Origin of the sequence: Dissulfuribacter thermophilus (assembly GCF_001687335.1) — a bacterium.
In the GTDB taxonomy this organism is placed as follows: Bacteria; Desulfobacterota; Dissulfuribacteria; order Dissulfuribacterales; family Dissulfuribacteraceae; genus Dissulfuribacter; species Dissulfuribacter thermophilus.
In genome coordinates this window covers 115,126-129,428 of record NZ_MAGO01000003.1, presented here as the reverse complement: position 1 = coordinate 129,428, position 14,303 = coordinate 115,126, and the positions used below count along the sequence as shown (strand labels likewise).

General features: G+C 45.4%; 11 protein-coding genes. 5 read left to right on the top strand and 6 right to left on the bottom strand.

Going from position 1 to position 14,303, the window contains the following annotated elements; genetic code table 11:
• Window positions 1-9: 9 nt before the first annotated feature.
• The 6 genes from DBT_RS03615 to DBT_RS03590 are packed head-to-tail and all read right to left on the bottom strand — an operon-like array spanning window position 10 to window position 6,905.
• Entirely contained in the window at window positions 10-1,803 is a 1,794-nt protein-coding gene (locus tag DBT_RS03615) for a YgiQ family radical SAM protein (protein WP_067616548.1), read from the bottom strand.
• A complete protein-coding gene (locus DBT_RS03610) occupies window positions 1,752-2,198 on the bottom strand; it encodes a Smr/MutS family protein (RefSeq protein ID WP_067616546.1) in 447 nt (148 codons plus the stop codon). The genes DBT_RS03615 and DBT_RS03610 overlap by 52 nt, the downstream gene beginning before the upstream one ends.
• Window positions 2,195-2,473: a hypothetical protein gene (locus tag DBT_RS03605; protein WP_067616544.1), complete on the bottom strand. Its 279-nt coding sequence runs from the start codon at window positions 2,471-2,473 to the stop codon at window positions 2,195-2,197. The genes DBT_RS03610 and DBT_RS03605 overlap by 4 nt, the downstream gene beginning before the upstream one ends.
• A 51-nt stretch (window positions 2,474-2,524) precedes the next feature.
• Window positions 2,525-4,366, bottom strand: coding sequence for an undecaprenyl-diphosphatase UppP (gene uppP / locus DBT_RS03600; RefSeq protein WP_067616542.1), 1,842 nt, complete (start codon window positions 4,364-4,366; stop codon window positions 2,525-2,527).
• A gap of 48 nt (window positions 4,367-4,414) precedes the next feature.
• On the bottom strand, window positions 4,415-5,164 hold the full coding sequence (locus DBT_RS03595; protein ID WP_067616540.1) for a copper resistance protein B: 750 nt from the start codon (window positions 5,162-5,164) through the stop codon (window positions 4,415-4,417).
• 16 nt (window positions 5,165-5,180) lie between these two features.
• Window positions 5,181-6,905, bottom strand: a complete 1,725-nt coding sequence (locus tag DBT_RS03590; RefSeq protein ID WP_067616538.1) for a copper resistance system multicopper oxidase — start codon at window positions 6,903-6,905, stop codon at window positions 5,181-5,183.
• A gap of 224 nt (window positions 6,906-7,129) precedes the next feature.
• Here DBT_RS03590 and DBT_RS03585 point away from each other — a divergent pair, with 224 nt between their 5' ends.
• From DBT_RS03585 to DBT_RS03565, 5 genes are all read left to right on the top strand, one after another.
• Window positions 7,130-9,388: a copper-transporting P-type ATPase gene (locus DBT_RS03585; protein ID WP_067616537.1), complete on the top strand. Its 2,259-nt coding sequence runs from the start codon at window positions 7,130-7,132 to the stop codon at window positions 9,386-9,388.
• 236 nt (window positions 9,389-9,624) lie between these two features.
• Window positions 9,625-10,617, top strand: a complete 993-nt coding sequence (locus DBT_RS03580; RefSeq protein WP_067616535.1) for a glycoside hydrolase family 3 N-terminal domain-containing protein — start codon at window positions 9,625-9,627, stop codon at window positions 10,615-10,617.
• 4 nt (window positions 10,618-10,621) lie between these two features.
• Window positions 10,622-12,352 (top strand): bifunctional sulfate adenylyltransferase/adenylylsulfate kinase, encoded by a 1,731-nt coding sequence (locus DBT_RS03575; RefSeq protein ID WP_067616533.1) that lies wholly within the window; start codon window positions 10,622-10,624, stop codon window positions 12,350-12,352.
• 190 nt (window positions 12,353-12,542) lie between these two features.
• Window positions 12,543-12,872 carry a hypothetical protein gene (locus tag DBT_RS03570; protein WP_067616531.1) on the top strand — a complete coding sequence of 110 codons (330 nt, stop codon included), beginning with the start codon at window positions 12,543-12,545 and terminating at the stop codon, window positions 12,870-12,872.
• A 113-nt stretch (window positions 12,873-12,985) separates the two neighbouring features.
• Window positions 12,986-14,272: a TolC family protein gene (locus DBT_RS03565; protein ID WP_067616529.1), complete on the top strand. Its 1,287-nt coding sequence runs from the start codon at window positions 12,986-12,988 to the stop codon at window positions 14,270-14,272.
• The last annotated feature ends 31 nt before the right edge of the window (window positions 14,273-14,303 follow it).

The following is a 14,303-nucleotide window of genomic DNA, read 5'->3' as shown; positions in this document are numbered from 1 at the left end:
CTCCTGAATTTATTTGGCGCATCCCATTATGATATTTCTCTGTTCCTTTCTTTCCCCCCTCTTTTTGGGCACAAATATCGGGCAAAGTCGGTCCCTATGGAGGCCTGATACGTACATTGCAGTGGAGATAGTACCAGGGGTGGCAGTAAAGTCCTGCACCTCTATCCTATCCAGGGCAAATCTCTTTATTTTTTCACAGGCCCTTTTCATGTGTTCTGCCCCACATCCAGGGTGTGCAGAAATAAAATATGCGGAAAATCGCGGTCGCTTTTTCCCTTTCAGCCCCAACGATCTGGTAAATAATAGAAATTCCTCTAAAAGTTTGCCTGTAGGTTTATGCATTAACTCAAGGACCTCGTCTTCGGTGTGTTCAGGAGCTATCTTGATTCTGCCAGGCATGTGATTTTCAAAGATTTCACGACAAAGCCTGGGGGTCCTTAAAAGTAATTCCATCCTAAGGCCTGACGAGATAAAAATCCTTTTTATTCCCTTAATCTTCTTCACCTCTTTCAAGAGTTCGAGGAATGCGTCCTCGTCAATTCTCAAATTTTTACAAGGGGTTGGGTAAAGACAGTCGTGCCTTTTGCAAATTCCCTTTCCAATTCCATTGGATTCATTAGGATTCAAGGCGCAGGTTGCACCAAAGAGATTTGCAGTAGGGCCTCCGAGGTCTGTTATGACTCCATCAAAAGCGGGCGTATCTTTTATGGTCTCGAGCTCTTTTATGATGGAGTCGATTGAGCGCCAGTAGACTTGCGTGCCCTGGTGCCTATTTATGGCGCAAAAGGAGCAATTACCAGGACATCCCCTTATAATCGTCACGGAATTTCTTATCATGCGGGATGCAGGTACATCAGGGTATCTGGGATGAGCCAGACGCATAAACGGCAGTGAATACAATTCATCAAGTTCCTTGGCAGACAGGGGGGCTTGAGGGGGTTCTTGTAGTACCCAGTTCGCCTTCTGCCTCTGTAAAACTGGAACAGTTGAAAAACTCCTTGAATGTCTATCAACAATTAGCTCTGCCTCTAAGAAGAGGGCAGGTTCCTTTACAATCTTTTCAAAGGGGGGAAGCACTACGGCGGTCTTTGCTTTGACGAGTTTAGTCGCCTTTTTATCGCTTAATGGTATGCAGGTTCCTTTAATTCCAAAAAGGTCTTTTCCTAGGAGGAGCCTTTTGGCGATCTCAAGTATTGCCCGTTCGCCCATGCCATAGACAAGGATGTCTGCCTTGGAGTCTGTGAGTATTGAAGACCTCAGAGCCTCCTGTTGATAGTCATAATGGGTAAATCTCCTTAATGATGCCTCAATCCCTCCCAATACCACAATGGCATCTTTGTATGCCTCTTTTGCAAGCTGGGTATAGCGTATACAGGCCCTATCAGGACGTCTTCTGTTTTGCCTTTGCCTTTGTCTACCAAAGTAAGGGTTTCCGAAGGGGCTATAGACGTCCTTTTGCCTAACCCTTGCGTTTCCCGTATAGTTGGAACAGATAGAGTCTAGATTCCCTGAAGTTATTCCAAAAAAGAGCCTAGGTCTTCCAAAGCGTCTGAAGTCCTCAGGGTCTTGATGTCTTGGTTGTGAAAGGACAGCGACTTTGAGACCATTTTTTTCAAGGAGACGTCCGATCATTGCCACTCCGAATGAGGGGTGATCAACATAGGCATCTCCAGTAACGAGTACCACGTCAACCTCGTACCAACCCCTTTCAAGGCATTCCTGCCTGGTTACAGGTAAAAAACACTTCTGACTTAAAGTATTACGACTATTGCCCCACTTTTTCTTTTCTTTTTCTTTTCCCATTTAAATCCTGATACCATCCCAGATTTTTTGAGTTCTACAATCCTCTCTTCAACTGCAGCTTTGAGCACAGGGCCTGAAGTTGAATGGAGGCCCTTTCCAGTAATGATACGAACTATTTTTAGACCCCATCGCCTCGAATTTTCAATAAAAAAATCCACTCTCTTCAGGGCTTCTTCCCTCGTCAGACCATGTAGGTCGAGCTCTTCATCTGGTGGATGTTTAAAGGTCCATTTTGTTTTAGGGTAGGAGTCTGCTAGGTCTTCGTCAGTCATATTTTCAAGGTATGCTTCAAGCATTTCACCAAAGTCGTCGAGCTGCTCGTTTTCATTAGCTTGTTCTAGAAAAAGAGCTTCAAGGTCTACATCTTTACTCAACTTTGGAGGCCTTTTTTTCATATTTCTTGTCCTAATATCCTTTTTAGGGCTTCTTTCACCTCAATGAGCTGTTCTCTGCTATGGCCATATTGAGTAAATTTAGTCTTTAACAAAGGAATGCGTTTTGGATTCTTTCCCGCAATAGTCAGGAAGCCCCCCATAGTCTTCCATGGTTCCTTGGATGGGTGTTTCAGTATTAACGGGCTCAAAATATGGCCGCCTAGATCTTCTAGGCGTCTCTTGAGATATCTATAATGACTCTTCCAATAACTTCTACATGAGATAAGGGGAAGCACTTTTTGTCCTTTAGAAAGTGTGTTTCCGCATGAGAGTTTTTAAAAGGTTTTTTAAAATTTTCGCTTACCCAGGTAGAGACTTATCTTTTTTTCCCTCTTTCCCCTAATGACAGTAAAAATTGCCTTTTTCCCTGGGCCTATTTGTTCAAGTATGTCTACAAGGGTAGGTAAGTCCGGTATATCTTTTCCGTTTACTTTGATGATTATATCTCCTCCTACCCATAAACCTTGGTTGCCAATTCTGACGAAATCGCGGCCTCCTCTGAGTCCAGCCTTCCATGCAGGTGAACCCTTATGGACTTTAAAGACAATGACTCCCTTTTTAACAGGAAGGCGAAGAATAGAGGCGAGCTCTGGTGTCACTGTCTTGCAAGTGGCGCCTAGCCAAACATGATCTACGTGCCCCTTTGTGATGATAGATCTTGCTATCCTGAGCACATAGGAAACAGGTATTGCAAAACCGAGTCCTTCTCGTTCCATACCTGGTCTTTCATGGAAAAAGGCCCCTGATACAATCCCTATTCCCATTCCAGATGCTTGAATCAAGGCAGCTCCATTGAGCCCCTTAGGTACAGTCCTATCAAAGACGATTACCCTATCTACTATATAACCATCTTTGGTCTCAATGCTCCTTGGTTGAGAAAAGATATTTGCTTTAGTAAAGGAAGTCCCAAGCCCAAGGGGATTTCCAATAATAAATGCAGCTTCTCCGATATTGACTTTTGAATCTACAGATAGGGGAAGGGGTTTTAAGTTTGAAAGAACCTCTTTGGGTGCCTCTATTGCTAGCACAGCAAGGCGTGATACAGGATCTTCAGCAAGAAACCTTGCTGGCCACCTTTGGCCATTCCATAGTGTGATCTCAAGGGACCTTTTATCTACTATGCCTACCCCATCTGTGACTACATGGCCATCTGTATCAATTATAATCCCTGAAATGAGCCCTTCGTCTCCGTACGGCAAAAGAGCGTAGTCTTCTTTCAGGGGCTTACTCGTGATATTGACTACCCCTTTACCCAGTATGGTAATGAGCTTTGAGAGTCTATTTTGCGATTTGGCCCCTTCGAAATATCCAAAGGAGTCTTTAGCACCTGGTCCTAGAAGGAAGAAGATAACTAAGCTTGCAAGTAAGATCCTGTATATGACGAATGGAAGAAATGTATGGCGTTTTAGAAAGTTTAAAAGGAATGATATTACCAGGAGTCCTGAGATAAAAGAGGCCAAAAATCCAAGTATGATTTCCTGGGAAAGTGATGCCCCTTGAGTACCCAAGAACTTTATCCCTTCAAATAGGCCGGCTCCAAGTATGATGGGGCAAGAGAGTAGAAAAGAAAACCTTGCCGCCTCCTCGCGGCTTAATCCTAAAAAGAGACCTGCGCTCATGGTTATTCCGCTACGAGATACCCCTGGCACCACTGCAAGCCCCTGTGAGATCCCTATTATAATAGCATCTTTTATGTTGAGGCCACTAATGGCCTTTTTGATATTCATTGTCTTGTCTGCAAAATAGAGTACAAAAGCCACCAGTATGAGAGTTGAAACAACTACCCAGGGGCTTCTGAGTTGTTGTTCTACCCATCCTTCAAGTAATACCCCGATTATACCTCCTGGAATGGTACCTATAATAAGTAAGAGTAATAGTTTAAAATCTGGATTTTTTAATGAAGGAGTTCTGAGGGATTTGAGGATCTTCCACCAATCTCTCCAAAAGTAGACCAGCACAGCAAGGAGGGTCCCTAGGTGGAGAAAGACGTCAAAAGTGAGTCCACCTCCATTGACATCCATAAAGTATTCAGTAAGTACCAAATGCCCTGAACTAGAGACGGGTAAAAACTCTGTTGCCCCCTGGAGCACTCCAAGGACTACTGCCTGAAATGGTCCAATTTCCCCCATAGCAAGTCATCATAAGCCTCAAGGAAGAAAAAGTAAAGTTAGGAGAGGTCAAAACCAAAATTTTACCCCTATATAGACCTGTGTGACATCAGGTGGCTCGCCTTCGCTCTTTGCCAGATCCCTCGAACTACCGATCTTAGTGCTCCAGTTTGCTCCGATATATGGAGCAAATTCTCTTTTAAATTCGTATCTTAACCTTAATCCGATATTTATATTGTTTATGCCTGAACCGATCCCAAGTTCTTCGATGGGATTAAAAGCGAAGGACGTGTCCAGCCTTGGCTGTAAAATTAACCTTTGCGAAAAGAGAATATCGTATTCAGCCTCAAGATCCCAGATAATTTCTCCTTTGTTTGATATCTTTAAATTCGAGTCTATTTCAAAAAAATATGGGGCAAGTCCCTTTAGGCCAATCACTCCAAAAGTACGATTTTGTGTGTCCGCTCCATATGATCCCCTAAAGCCTGCTCCTAACCTCAGATCCCAAAAAGGGGAAATTAATTTGCCATAGAGTAAATCGATACGCTCCAATTCTCCACCCTGTCCGCTCCCGGTGTCGTGCTGGCCTTCTGCCTCTAGCCAAAGTCTTTGGTAATCACCTCCGTACCAGGCTGTGACCTCATAATCCAGGTTTTTCTTCTTTTTCCCGTCAAACGTGTACTCAAGTCTGTCAATTAATACCTTTCCATAGTGAAGTGCTGGCATTGGGCTCACAGGATAGGTTTCACAGTTTTTATTCTCACTGGCGTGGGCTAGTGAGGCCAGAAAGATGGTAAAAAATAATACCTTCTTTATCATCGGAGGCTTCTCCTTTTTAGCAGACCCTAACTACTCTAAACATCCCTGTATGCATGTGATATAGGATGTGACAGTGAAATGCCCAGTTACCAATGGCATCGGCATCTACATCCACGCACAACTTTTCAGTAGGCTTTATGTTGACTGTGTGTTTTCTGGGATTGCATTCTCTGTTGCCGTTTTCCAGGTACATCCACATGCCATGTAGGTGTATAGGATGGTCCATCATGGAGTGGTTGACAAATACTAAGCGCACCCGCTTTCCAAAGGCCATGTCTATTAGCTGGCGGAATTGCGACGTAAAACCCCTTCCGTCGTAGGTCCACATTTTCCAAATAAATCTTTCCATATTTCCGGTAAGATGGACCTCCAGAGTCTGATCAGGCCTCTTGTAATTGTACGGTACCACACTCTTGAGATCTGCATAGGTCAAGACCCTACGCCCGTTCTGCCCAAGGCCTACACCGGGTTCGTCAATCTGGCACCGTGGTCTCTTCACTACCATGGCTGCATCAGGGCCAAAATCATATTCCTGCGCCTTTATCTCACAGTCAATGCAGGCACCTGTCTTTTCCTGTGTCTTCATGGAATGATGCCCTTTGTGCATGGAAGCCATGTCCATGGAGTCCATTGACCGCTCTGAAGGAGGTCTTGTCTTTGGAATAGCAGGTCTTATGCCGCGTCCTGTTGCTAGGCAGGCCATTGCATAGCCACTTCTGTCCATGCTCTCTGCGAAGATAGCGTATGGTCTATTTTCCCGTGGCTCCACGATAATGTCGTAGGTTTCTGCTACAGCTATCCTGAATTCATCCACCTCGACTGGCTGGACATTTTGGCCGTCTGCCTGCACTACTTGCAATTTTAATCCCGGAATCCGCACGTCAAAATAGGTGCTGGCCGAGGCATTTATGAATCTCAGCCTCACCTTTTGCCCTGGTTTGAAAATGAAAGTCTCGTATTCCTCTGGGGTCTTGCCATTTACGAGATATGTATATGTGGAGCCAGTTATGTCTGTTATGTCTCGTGGGTTCATCCTCATTAGTCCCCACATGGAACGGGTCTTGAGTGTCTGAACGAGGCCGTGGTCTGATATCTCGCGAAAAAGATCGAAAATCGTCCTCTTTTGAAAATTGTAATATCCCTCCCACTTTTTAAGATGCATCAAGACAGCTTCTGGTTCTTCAAAGGTCCAATCTGAGAGGACAACTACGTAGTCTCTATGGCATTCAAATGGTTCTGGCTCAATGGGGTCGAGGATAAGAGGACCGTAGTGGCCTAGTTGTTCTTGAAGACCAGTGTGCGAGTGGTACCAGTAGGTTCCGCTCTGAATCACTGGGAACCTGTACTCGAACGTCTCTCCTGAGCCAATACCGGGAAAGACCACCCCTGGCACCCCATCCATTTCATTTGGGATTATGATGCCGTGCCAATGAATGGATGTAGGGTAGGGCAGCTCGTTTGTGACCTTTATGACCGCATCCTTACCCTCTTTTAACCTTATGAGTGGCGCTGGAAATGTGTCGTTAATGGTAATGGGGTGCCCTTCCTTGGTCCCTATCAAAAGGGGGGCTCGTCTTATGACGAGTTCATACTCGAATGCCTTCTCTGTCTCCTTGGCATCTCCAATCTCAATGCCTTGCCTTGTTGCCCCATAAATGGGGATGGACTTATTCAAGCCCCCGACTGCGATGGTAAAAAGAAGTGATTTTAAGAGTCCACGACGGGAAAAAACATTATTCATGGATCCTCCACGCACAAGAGGTCTTAATGATTAAAGACTAGGCCTTTATGAAATGATATGTCAAGCGAAAAAAATTTGAGTTCTAAAATAAACTGTGCTAGCATTTTTTTAGGATGGATCAAGACAAACACGGCACATCTTGCGGCCCTAGACATAGCCATCATAAGGCCCACAGACCCCATGATGGCCACTATCATTACCCCAACAAAGGTGAGGCCAACTCCATGGAACAACATGGTGAAGGACAAAAATATACCTGTCCCATGCATCCAGAGATTGTAAAAGATCATCCTGGCACCTGCCCAAAATGTGGAATGGCATTGGAGCCGGTTGTGCCTTCCATTCCAGCTTCCACTACGAAATACACATGCCCTATGCATCCTGAGATAGTGAGGGATGAGCCTGGTACATGTCCCAAGTGCGGAATGGCTCTTGAACCTATGACTGTGAGTGCGGAGGAGGAAGAGACCAATCCAGAATACGAATTCATGAGGAAGCGTTTCATCGTAGGTGCGATCTTCACGGTTCCCCTGGTGATCATTGCTATGAGAGAGGCCATTCCAGGTGGAGGCTACCTTGAGGAGGCTGTATCTCCGAGACTGCTTCAGTGGATTGAATTGATACTCTCCACCCCAGTCGTGATATGGGCAGGATGGCCCTTTTTTACGAGGGCTGTGGAGTCCGTTATCAATAGGAGCCTCAATATGTTCACCCTGATAGGACTCGGTGTGTCGGTGGCCTATGTTTATAGCCTCATCGCAGTGTTCCTTCCTGCAATCTTTCCTGAGACCATGAAGTCTCCAGATGGCCTCGTGGGGGTATATTTCGAGGCAGCGGCCGTTATAGTGACCCTTATCCTCCTTGGCCAAGTTATGGAACTTAAGGCCAGGAGCCAGACAGGGGCCGCAATAAAAGCGCTCCTCGGCCTTGCCCCAAAGACAGCAAGACGGGTAAATCCAGATGGAACAGAACAAGACGTGCCTCTTGAACACGTTCAGAAGGGGGACCTCTTAAGGGTACGGCCAGGGGAAAAGATTCCAGTAGACGGAGTGGTAATTGATGGGACAAGCTCAGTAGATGAATCGATGATTTCAGGTGAGCCAATACCAGTAAAAAAGATCGCAGGAGACAGGGTCATCGGTGCCACGGTGAATGGTACAGGCTCTCTACTCATAAAAGCTGAGAAAGTAGGGGCAGAAACTCTCCTTTCCCAAATAGTAGATATGGTGGCCCAAGCTCAGAGAAGTCGTGCACCAATTCAGAAGCTTGCAGATGTGGTAGCAGGCTATTTTGTACCCATTGTAATACTCATAGCAATTGTGGGTTTTATAGTCTGGTTCCTCGTAGGGCCAGAACCGCGGCTAGCCCATGCCCTCATAGCAGCAGTATCAGTCCTTATAATTGCCTGTCCCTGTGCCCTTGGTCTTGCAACGCCTATGTCCATAATGGTGGCCACTGGAAAGGGGGCAAAGATGGGAGTCTTATTTAAAAATGCTGAGTCGATTGAGAACCTGAGAAAGGTAGACACACTTGTAGTAGACAAGACCGGCACCCTAACAGAGGGGAGGCCAAGGCTCATAGACGTGGAGATTGAGGATGATGGCTTAGGTGAAAAAGAATTATTGAGTCTTGCCGCTACCCTTGAAAAGGGGAGTGAGCACCCACTGGCGGCAGCCATTGTTCAAGGTGCAAAGGAGCGGGAGGCAGGCCTTGAGGAAGTCCAGGACTTTCAGTCCCACACAGGGAAAGGGGTGTCAGGAATAGTCCGTGGAAAGAAGGTGCTTTTGGGAAACACTAAACTTCTTGAGGATCACTCAATAGATTGGAAGTCAGTGGAGGATAAGGCGGACATCATGAGGAAGGAGGGGAAGACTGTGATGTTTGTTGCAGTGGATGGGCGGCTTGGTGGACTCATTTCAGTAGCAGACCCAATAAAGTCCACTACTCCAAAGGCTATTGTAGAACTCCATAAAGAAGGCCTAAAAATTGTTATGCTTACAGGCGACAATAGGCATACAGCCGAGGCCGTGGCTGCAAAGCTCGATCTAGATGAGGTGGTGGCAGAGGTTTTGCCAGAGCAGAAGGCACAAGTGGTCAAGCGATTTCAGATGGAGGGGAAAATCGTTGCCATGGCAGGAGATGGCATTAATGATGCCCCCGCCCTTGCCCAGGCAGATGTTGGGATCGCCATGGGCACAGGAACCGATGTGGCAATGGAGAGTGCTGGAGTAACCCTTGTGAAGGGGGATCTTATGGGGATAGTACGGGCAAGGAAACTTAGCCGCGCCACAATGCGGAACATAAAGGAAAATCTCTTTTTTGCATTTGTTTACAATGCCCTTGGCGTGCCTGTTGCAGCTGGAGTGCTCTATCCCCACTTTGGTATTCTTCTTTCGCCAATGATTGCAGCCGCGGCCATGAGCTTTAGCTCTGTGTCCGTGGTGACAAACGCCTTGAGGTTAAAGAGGCTGCGTATTTTATAAATCCTTGCACGCACCCTCAGCCCCTATCAGTGCCTGAGACCAAAATTCTGTACGGCGAAAACAGGTCTATACTAAATAATTATAGTTTAAAAAATAAATAGCAAACACCAGGCGTTGAGTGAAGGGCTTGAGGAAATCTTTTTGGATCCAAACGAGTTAAAAAGGTGTGTTGTCTCTAATCATTCCTGGTTTTATTAGAACTTGAAGAACAAATAGCCCCTTACTAAAATGATACGATGCTGGACATACTCTGCCATAACCTCTGTGTTGGTATCCCCGAAGAAGGACTAATACCGGAATTTAGGTCCTTTTTAAAAGAATACAGACCTGGAAATTTCATTGTCTTTAAACGGAACGCAAAAGAGGGGCCTACTGGCCTTAGAGACCTTATTGGGGAGCTAAAGATTGCATTAAAGGAGTTGAAAATGCCTCCCCCATATGTATGTGTGGACCAAGAAGGGGGAAGGGTATCTAGACTCGGGTCGCCACACTGGCCCTCTCTACCGTCTTTTAGTGAAATTGCCCAAAAAGCCGATCCCCAAAACGCTGTCAAAGATGTTGCCTCTTTATGTGCCTTTATGTTAAAGGATGTGGGGATAAATGTTAATTTTTCTCCCTGTCTAGATTTAAAGGAGGATGGAGCGCCGGTTGTAATGAACGAAAGGACTTTCTCCAAGGACCCGGCAGAGGTTGCCACCCTTGGCAGAATATATCTTAAAACCCTTCAGGATGCAGGGATATTGACAGTGGCCAAACACTTTCCTGGAATTGGTGGGATTAACTTTGATCCCCACGAGGACATTGCCTATTCAGAGCTCAATGAAACGCGACAAAAAGATGCATTATTGCCCTTTAAGGCCGCTATAGAAGAACAGGTATTCGGGGTCATGACATCACATGTCCTCTTTCCCCAGTACGACCCGAATAATATCGTCACATTTTCTAAGACAGTAGTCGACATGTTGAGAAAACAGCTGTCATTCCAGGGTATACTCTTTACAGACGATCTCTTTATGGGAGCAGTAAGAAAACACTTTGGGCTTGGGACCTCCGGTGCATTGGCCCTTAGGGCTGGGTACGACATTTTGTTGTACTGCCACGACATTGGGGAAACAGCTCGTGCCATTGATGAGTTGATCAAAATTATAGAAGATGATGACTACATCATGCAAAGACTCATTGAAAGTTCTTGTAGGATATTGACCTCAAAACAAAAATTTTTGGAGTAACTGGATGCCACGACTGACTGAGCCCTATGGGGGCGCATTAAAGGACCTTTTGGTGAGCGAAGATGAGGCAAAGGACTTGAAGGCCAGGTCCGTGGACCTAAAAAGCGTTTTTTTGACTGCCTCAGAGGAATTTGACCTAGAACTACTCATGATCGGTGCCTACTCGCCTCTTGAGGGTTTCATGACAAGGGACGATTATGAGGAGGTCTTAAATGATCTTAGACTCTCTCAGGGATTAATCTGGCCCATCCCAGTGACATTGGGAATTAGTGAAGAGCTTGCCAATAGAATAAGCCCTGGGGAAGAGGTGGCCCTAAGGGATCAGGAAGGCTTCATGCTGGGGGTTATGGAGGTGGAGGACCTGTGGAAGCCAGACAAAAGGCGTGAGGCCAGAGAAATCTTTCAGACAGATGAGGATGAACACCCAGGGGTAGTCAAGCTTTTTGAGGAAAAGGGGGAGTATTATATAGGAGGTAAGGTGAAGGGGATTTCCCTCCCCATCCATTATGACTATAGGATGCTGCGGCGGACCCCAAAGGAGATGAGGGAGTGGTTTAAGAAGGTTGGATGGCACCGTATACTGGCTTTTCAAACTAGGCGTCCCCTTCACAACGCCCACAAGGCTGTTACCCTTAAGGCTGCAGACGAAATAGGGGCCAATATTCTCTTACATCCTATAGTTGGGCCAACAAGCCCTGGAGACATCGAGTACTATTCAAGGATTAGGTGTTATCAGGCCATATTAAAGACCTATCCGCCGGAAACAGCTATTTTAAACCTTCTTCCTATGGCTATGAGAATGGCAGGACCTAGGGAAGCACTCCTACAGGCCATTATCAACAAAAATTATGGGTGCACTCATTTCATGGTTACTCCGAATCATGCAGACCCCTTTACTGCCACAAAGCGCCCCCCGTATTATCCACGATATTCGGCGCTAGAGTTCGTAAGACAACACGAAAAGGAAGTAGGCATCGAGGCAGTGCCCTTTGAGCGCATGGTTTATGTGGAGGAGTTGGGGCAATATCTAAGGGAGGACCAGTGCCCCAAGGATTGTACTCCACGCAGGCTATCTGCCAAAGAGCTCAGAAGAAGGCTTGAATTCGGCCTGGAAATACCGGAATGGTTTTCGCCCAAAGAGGTGGTGGAGGAACTGAGACGTGCTTATCCGCCAAGGTCCAAACAGGGTTTTACCATATTCTTCACAGGTCTTTCCGGGGCAGGGAAATCCACTCTCGCACGAATTCTCTACACAAAGTTTTTGGAAATGGGTGATAGGCCAGTTACATTGCTTGATGGAGACATAGTGAGACGCCATTTGTCTAGTGAACTTGGTTTTTCAAAGGAACACAGGCACATCAATGTGATACGCATCGGTTTTGTGGCCAGTGAGATTACAAAGAATGGTGGTATTGCAATCTGTGCACCCATTGCACCCTATGAGCGTTCAAGGCGATATAATAGGGAGCTCATATCTAGGTATGGAGGCTACATAGAAGTATATGTAGCCACTCCTCTAGACGTATGCATGGAACGCGATAGAAAAGGCCTTTATGCCCTGGCCCTTTCTGGTAAAAAGAAGGGAGTAACTGGTATTGATGATCCCTACGAACCTCCTAAGGACCCAGAAGTAGTAATAGACACAACAGATATGGAACCTGAAGAGGCGGCTCAGGAGATATTGTCGTATTTGAAAAAAACAGGTTATCTTGGACGGGCAATATATGCGTATTAATTTCCTTTCACCATTGGAACTCACCAGAGTTTTAAAGAGAAAAATAGACCTGTAGCCAAGGTACCATGAAGTTGAAAAAAGCTCATTACCGTTTTTAAAAAAATCTTACCTTGACAATAGGATTTGGTGTTATAAAATTTCCTACTAGAAAAATAGGGATTAAGGAATACAAGCACATCTAGATATATTCATGGAACGCGACAGAAAGAGCCTTTATGCCTTGGCCCTTTTTGGTACGAAAAAAATGATGGTCCATATGAACCCGGATTATGCAGCTCGCAAGTTTGCCGAAGATGCGAGGCGGAGGGCACGCAGACGTACTTTGGTACTTCAAGTGCCCGACAACAAAGCAGATTCAGTAAAATTGCGAGCCCCTTGCGGCTTCAAATGCCTGAGGATTTATCACAGATTGAATTTCACCTTTTGGGTGAAGGCACAACGGGAAAAGATGCATGCTAACTATGCAATAATTCTTAAAAATTACTTTCCTCAGGCATTTGAAGTGCATAATCTGGGATGAACCTCCTAAGGACTCAGAGGTGGTAACAGACACAACAGATATGGAACCTGAGGAGGCAGTTTAGGAGATATTGTCGTATTTGAAAAAAACAGGTTATCTTGGAAGGGCAATTTATGCGTATTAATTTACTTTTTTTAATTCTCCTTTTTTCAATTCTCCCGGCTTTTTCAGTCGGGGCATCAAACCAGTGCCTGCTTCTTGGTCCAGAGGATGCAGCAGAGATTGCAATAGAGAGGAATCCGACCCTTTCTGCTTTAAGACGAGAGGCTGAGAGTGTAAGGGCACGCATTGGTCCAGCTGGTGCCCTCCCAGACCCTCAACTTGGAATAGGTATCTTAAATCTACCAATGGATACCTTTTCTTTTGACCAGGAGGCAATGACTCAAACCCAGATAAAGCTCACCCAAAAGATACCCTTTCCTGGCAAGCTCTCAATAAAGAGGTCTATTCAGAAGCTTGAGGCCTTAAGGGCCCAATGGAGGGAAAGGGCAGAGACTCTAAAGGTTAAAGCAGAGGTAAAGGGCCTTTGGTGGGAACTATTCAGGATAAAAAATACCTTCGATATACTACTTAAAGAGGAGAAAACCCTAAGGAAGATAATTGAACTCACTCAATCTCGATATGAAACTGGTAAGGGCCTTCAATCAGACGTACTCCTTTCACAGCTGGAGCTCACCAGAGTTTTAAAGGAAAAAATAGACCTGGAGGCAAGGTACCATGAGGTTGAAAAAAAACTTATATCTCTGATGAGTGTATCTCACGAATGCATAGATTTAAAAGAAGACATTGAAACGGGCCTACTACCCCTTGAAGACCAGGGTCTCCTCGTTGGTGAAGCCATGAACATAAATCCCACGCTCAAAGAAAAGGAGACTTTACTAGCAATAAAAAGACGTACCTATGACCTAAAAAAAAGGGATCTGTATCCAGATTTTGCAATTACTGGAGCGTATGGGAAGAGATTCGGTGAAAACCCCAATGGAGATGACAGGGCAGACTTTGGCTCCTTGTTGGTCACCATGAATATCCCTCTTTTTTTTAAACAGAAGCAAAACCAGGAGATTATATCTGCCTTAAGGGCAGTCGAGGCCTTAGAGAGCGCCATAAAGGCTGAAAAGGACAATATAGATGGAAAGATTGGAAGTGAACTTTCTCTGTATAATGGTCTTTTACAGCAAGATACTCTTTATAGAAAGACTATCATTCCAAAGGCCAGAGCAACACTTCTTGCGCTAAAGGATTCTTATGCTGCCGGCAGAGCAGACATCCTTGGGCTACTTAAGGCAGAGCTTATGCTCTATAGGTTTGAAGGAGACCATATAGGGATAATATCAAATGCAAAAAAAGTCCTCTCCAGGCTTGAGGCCATTGTGGGGAAGGATCTTGAAGGGGAAAAATGATGGCCTTTAGGACAGTTCTATTTATTGTAGT

Bases quoted from the DNA above. Each gene is read 5' to 3' on its own strand.
- DBT_RS03615 (WP_067616548.1), bottom strand. From the start codon at position 1,803: ATGGGAAAAGAAAAAGAAAAGAAAAAGTGGGGCAATAGTCGTAATACT.
- DBT_RS03610 (WP_067616546.1), bottom strand. From the start codon at position 2,198: ATGAAAAAAAGGCCTCCAAAGTTGAGTAAAGATGTAGACCTTGAAGCT.
- uppP (WP_067616542.1), bottom strand. From the start codon at position 4,366: ATGGGGGAAATTGGACCATTTCAGGCAGTAGTCCTTGGAGTGCTCCAG.
- DBT_RS03595 (WP_067616540.1), bottom strand. From the start codon at position 5,164: ATGATAAAGAAGGTATTATTTTTTACCATCTTTCTGGCCTCACTAGCC.
- DBT_RS03590 (WP_067616538.1), bottom strand. From the start codon at position 6,905: ATGAATAATGTTTTTTCCCGTCGTGGACTCTTAAAATCACTTCTTTTT.
- DBT_RS03585 (WP_067616537.1), top strand. From the start codon at position 7,130: ATGGAACAACATGGTGAAGGACAAAAATATACCTGTCCCATGCATCCA.
- DBT_RS03580 (WP_067616535.1), top strand. From the start codon at position 9,625: ATGCTGGACATACTCTGCCATAACCTCTGTGTTGGTATCCCCGAAGAA.
- DBT_RS03575 (WP_067616533.1), top strand. From the start codon at position 10,622: ATGCCACGACTGACTGAGCCCTATGGGGGCGCATTAAAGGACCTTTTG.
- DBT_RS03570 (WP_067616531.1), top strand. From the start codon at position 12,543: ATGGAACGCGACAGAAAGAGCCTTTATGCCTTGGCCCTTTTTGGTACG.
- DBT_RS03565 (WP_067616529.1), top strand. From the start codon at position 12,986: ATGCGTATTAATTTACTTTTTTTAATTCTCCTTTTTTCAATTCTCCCG.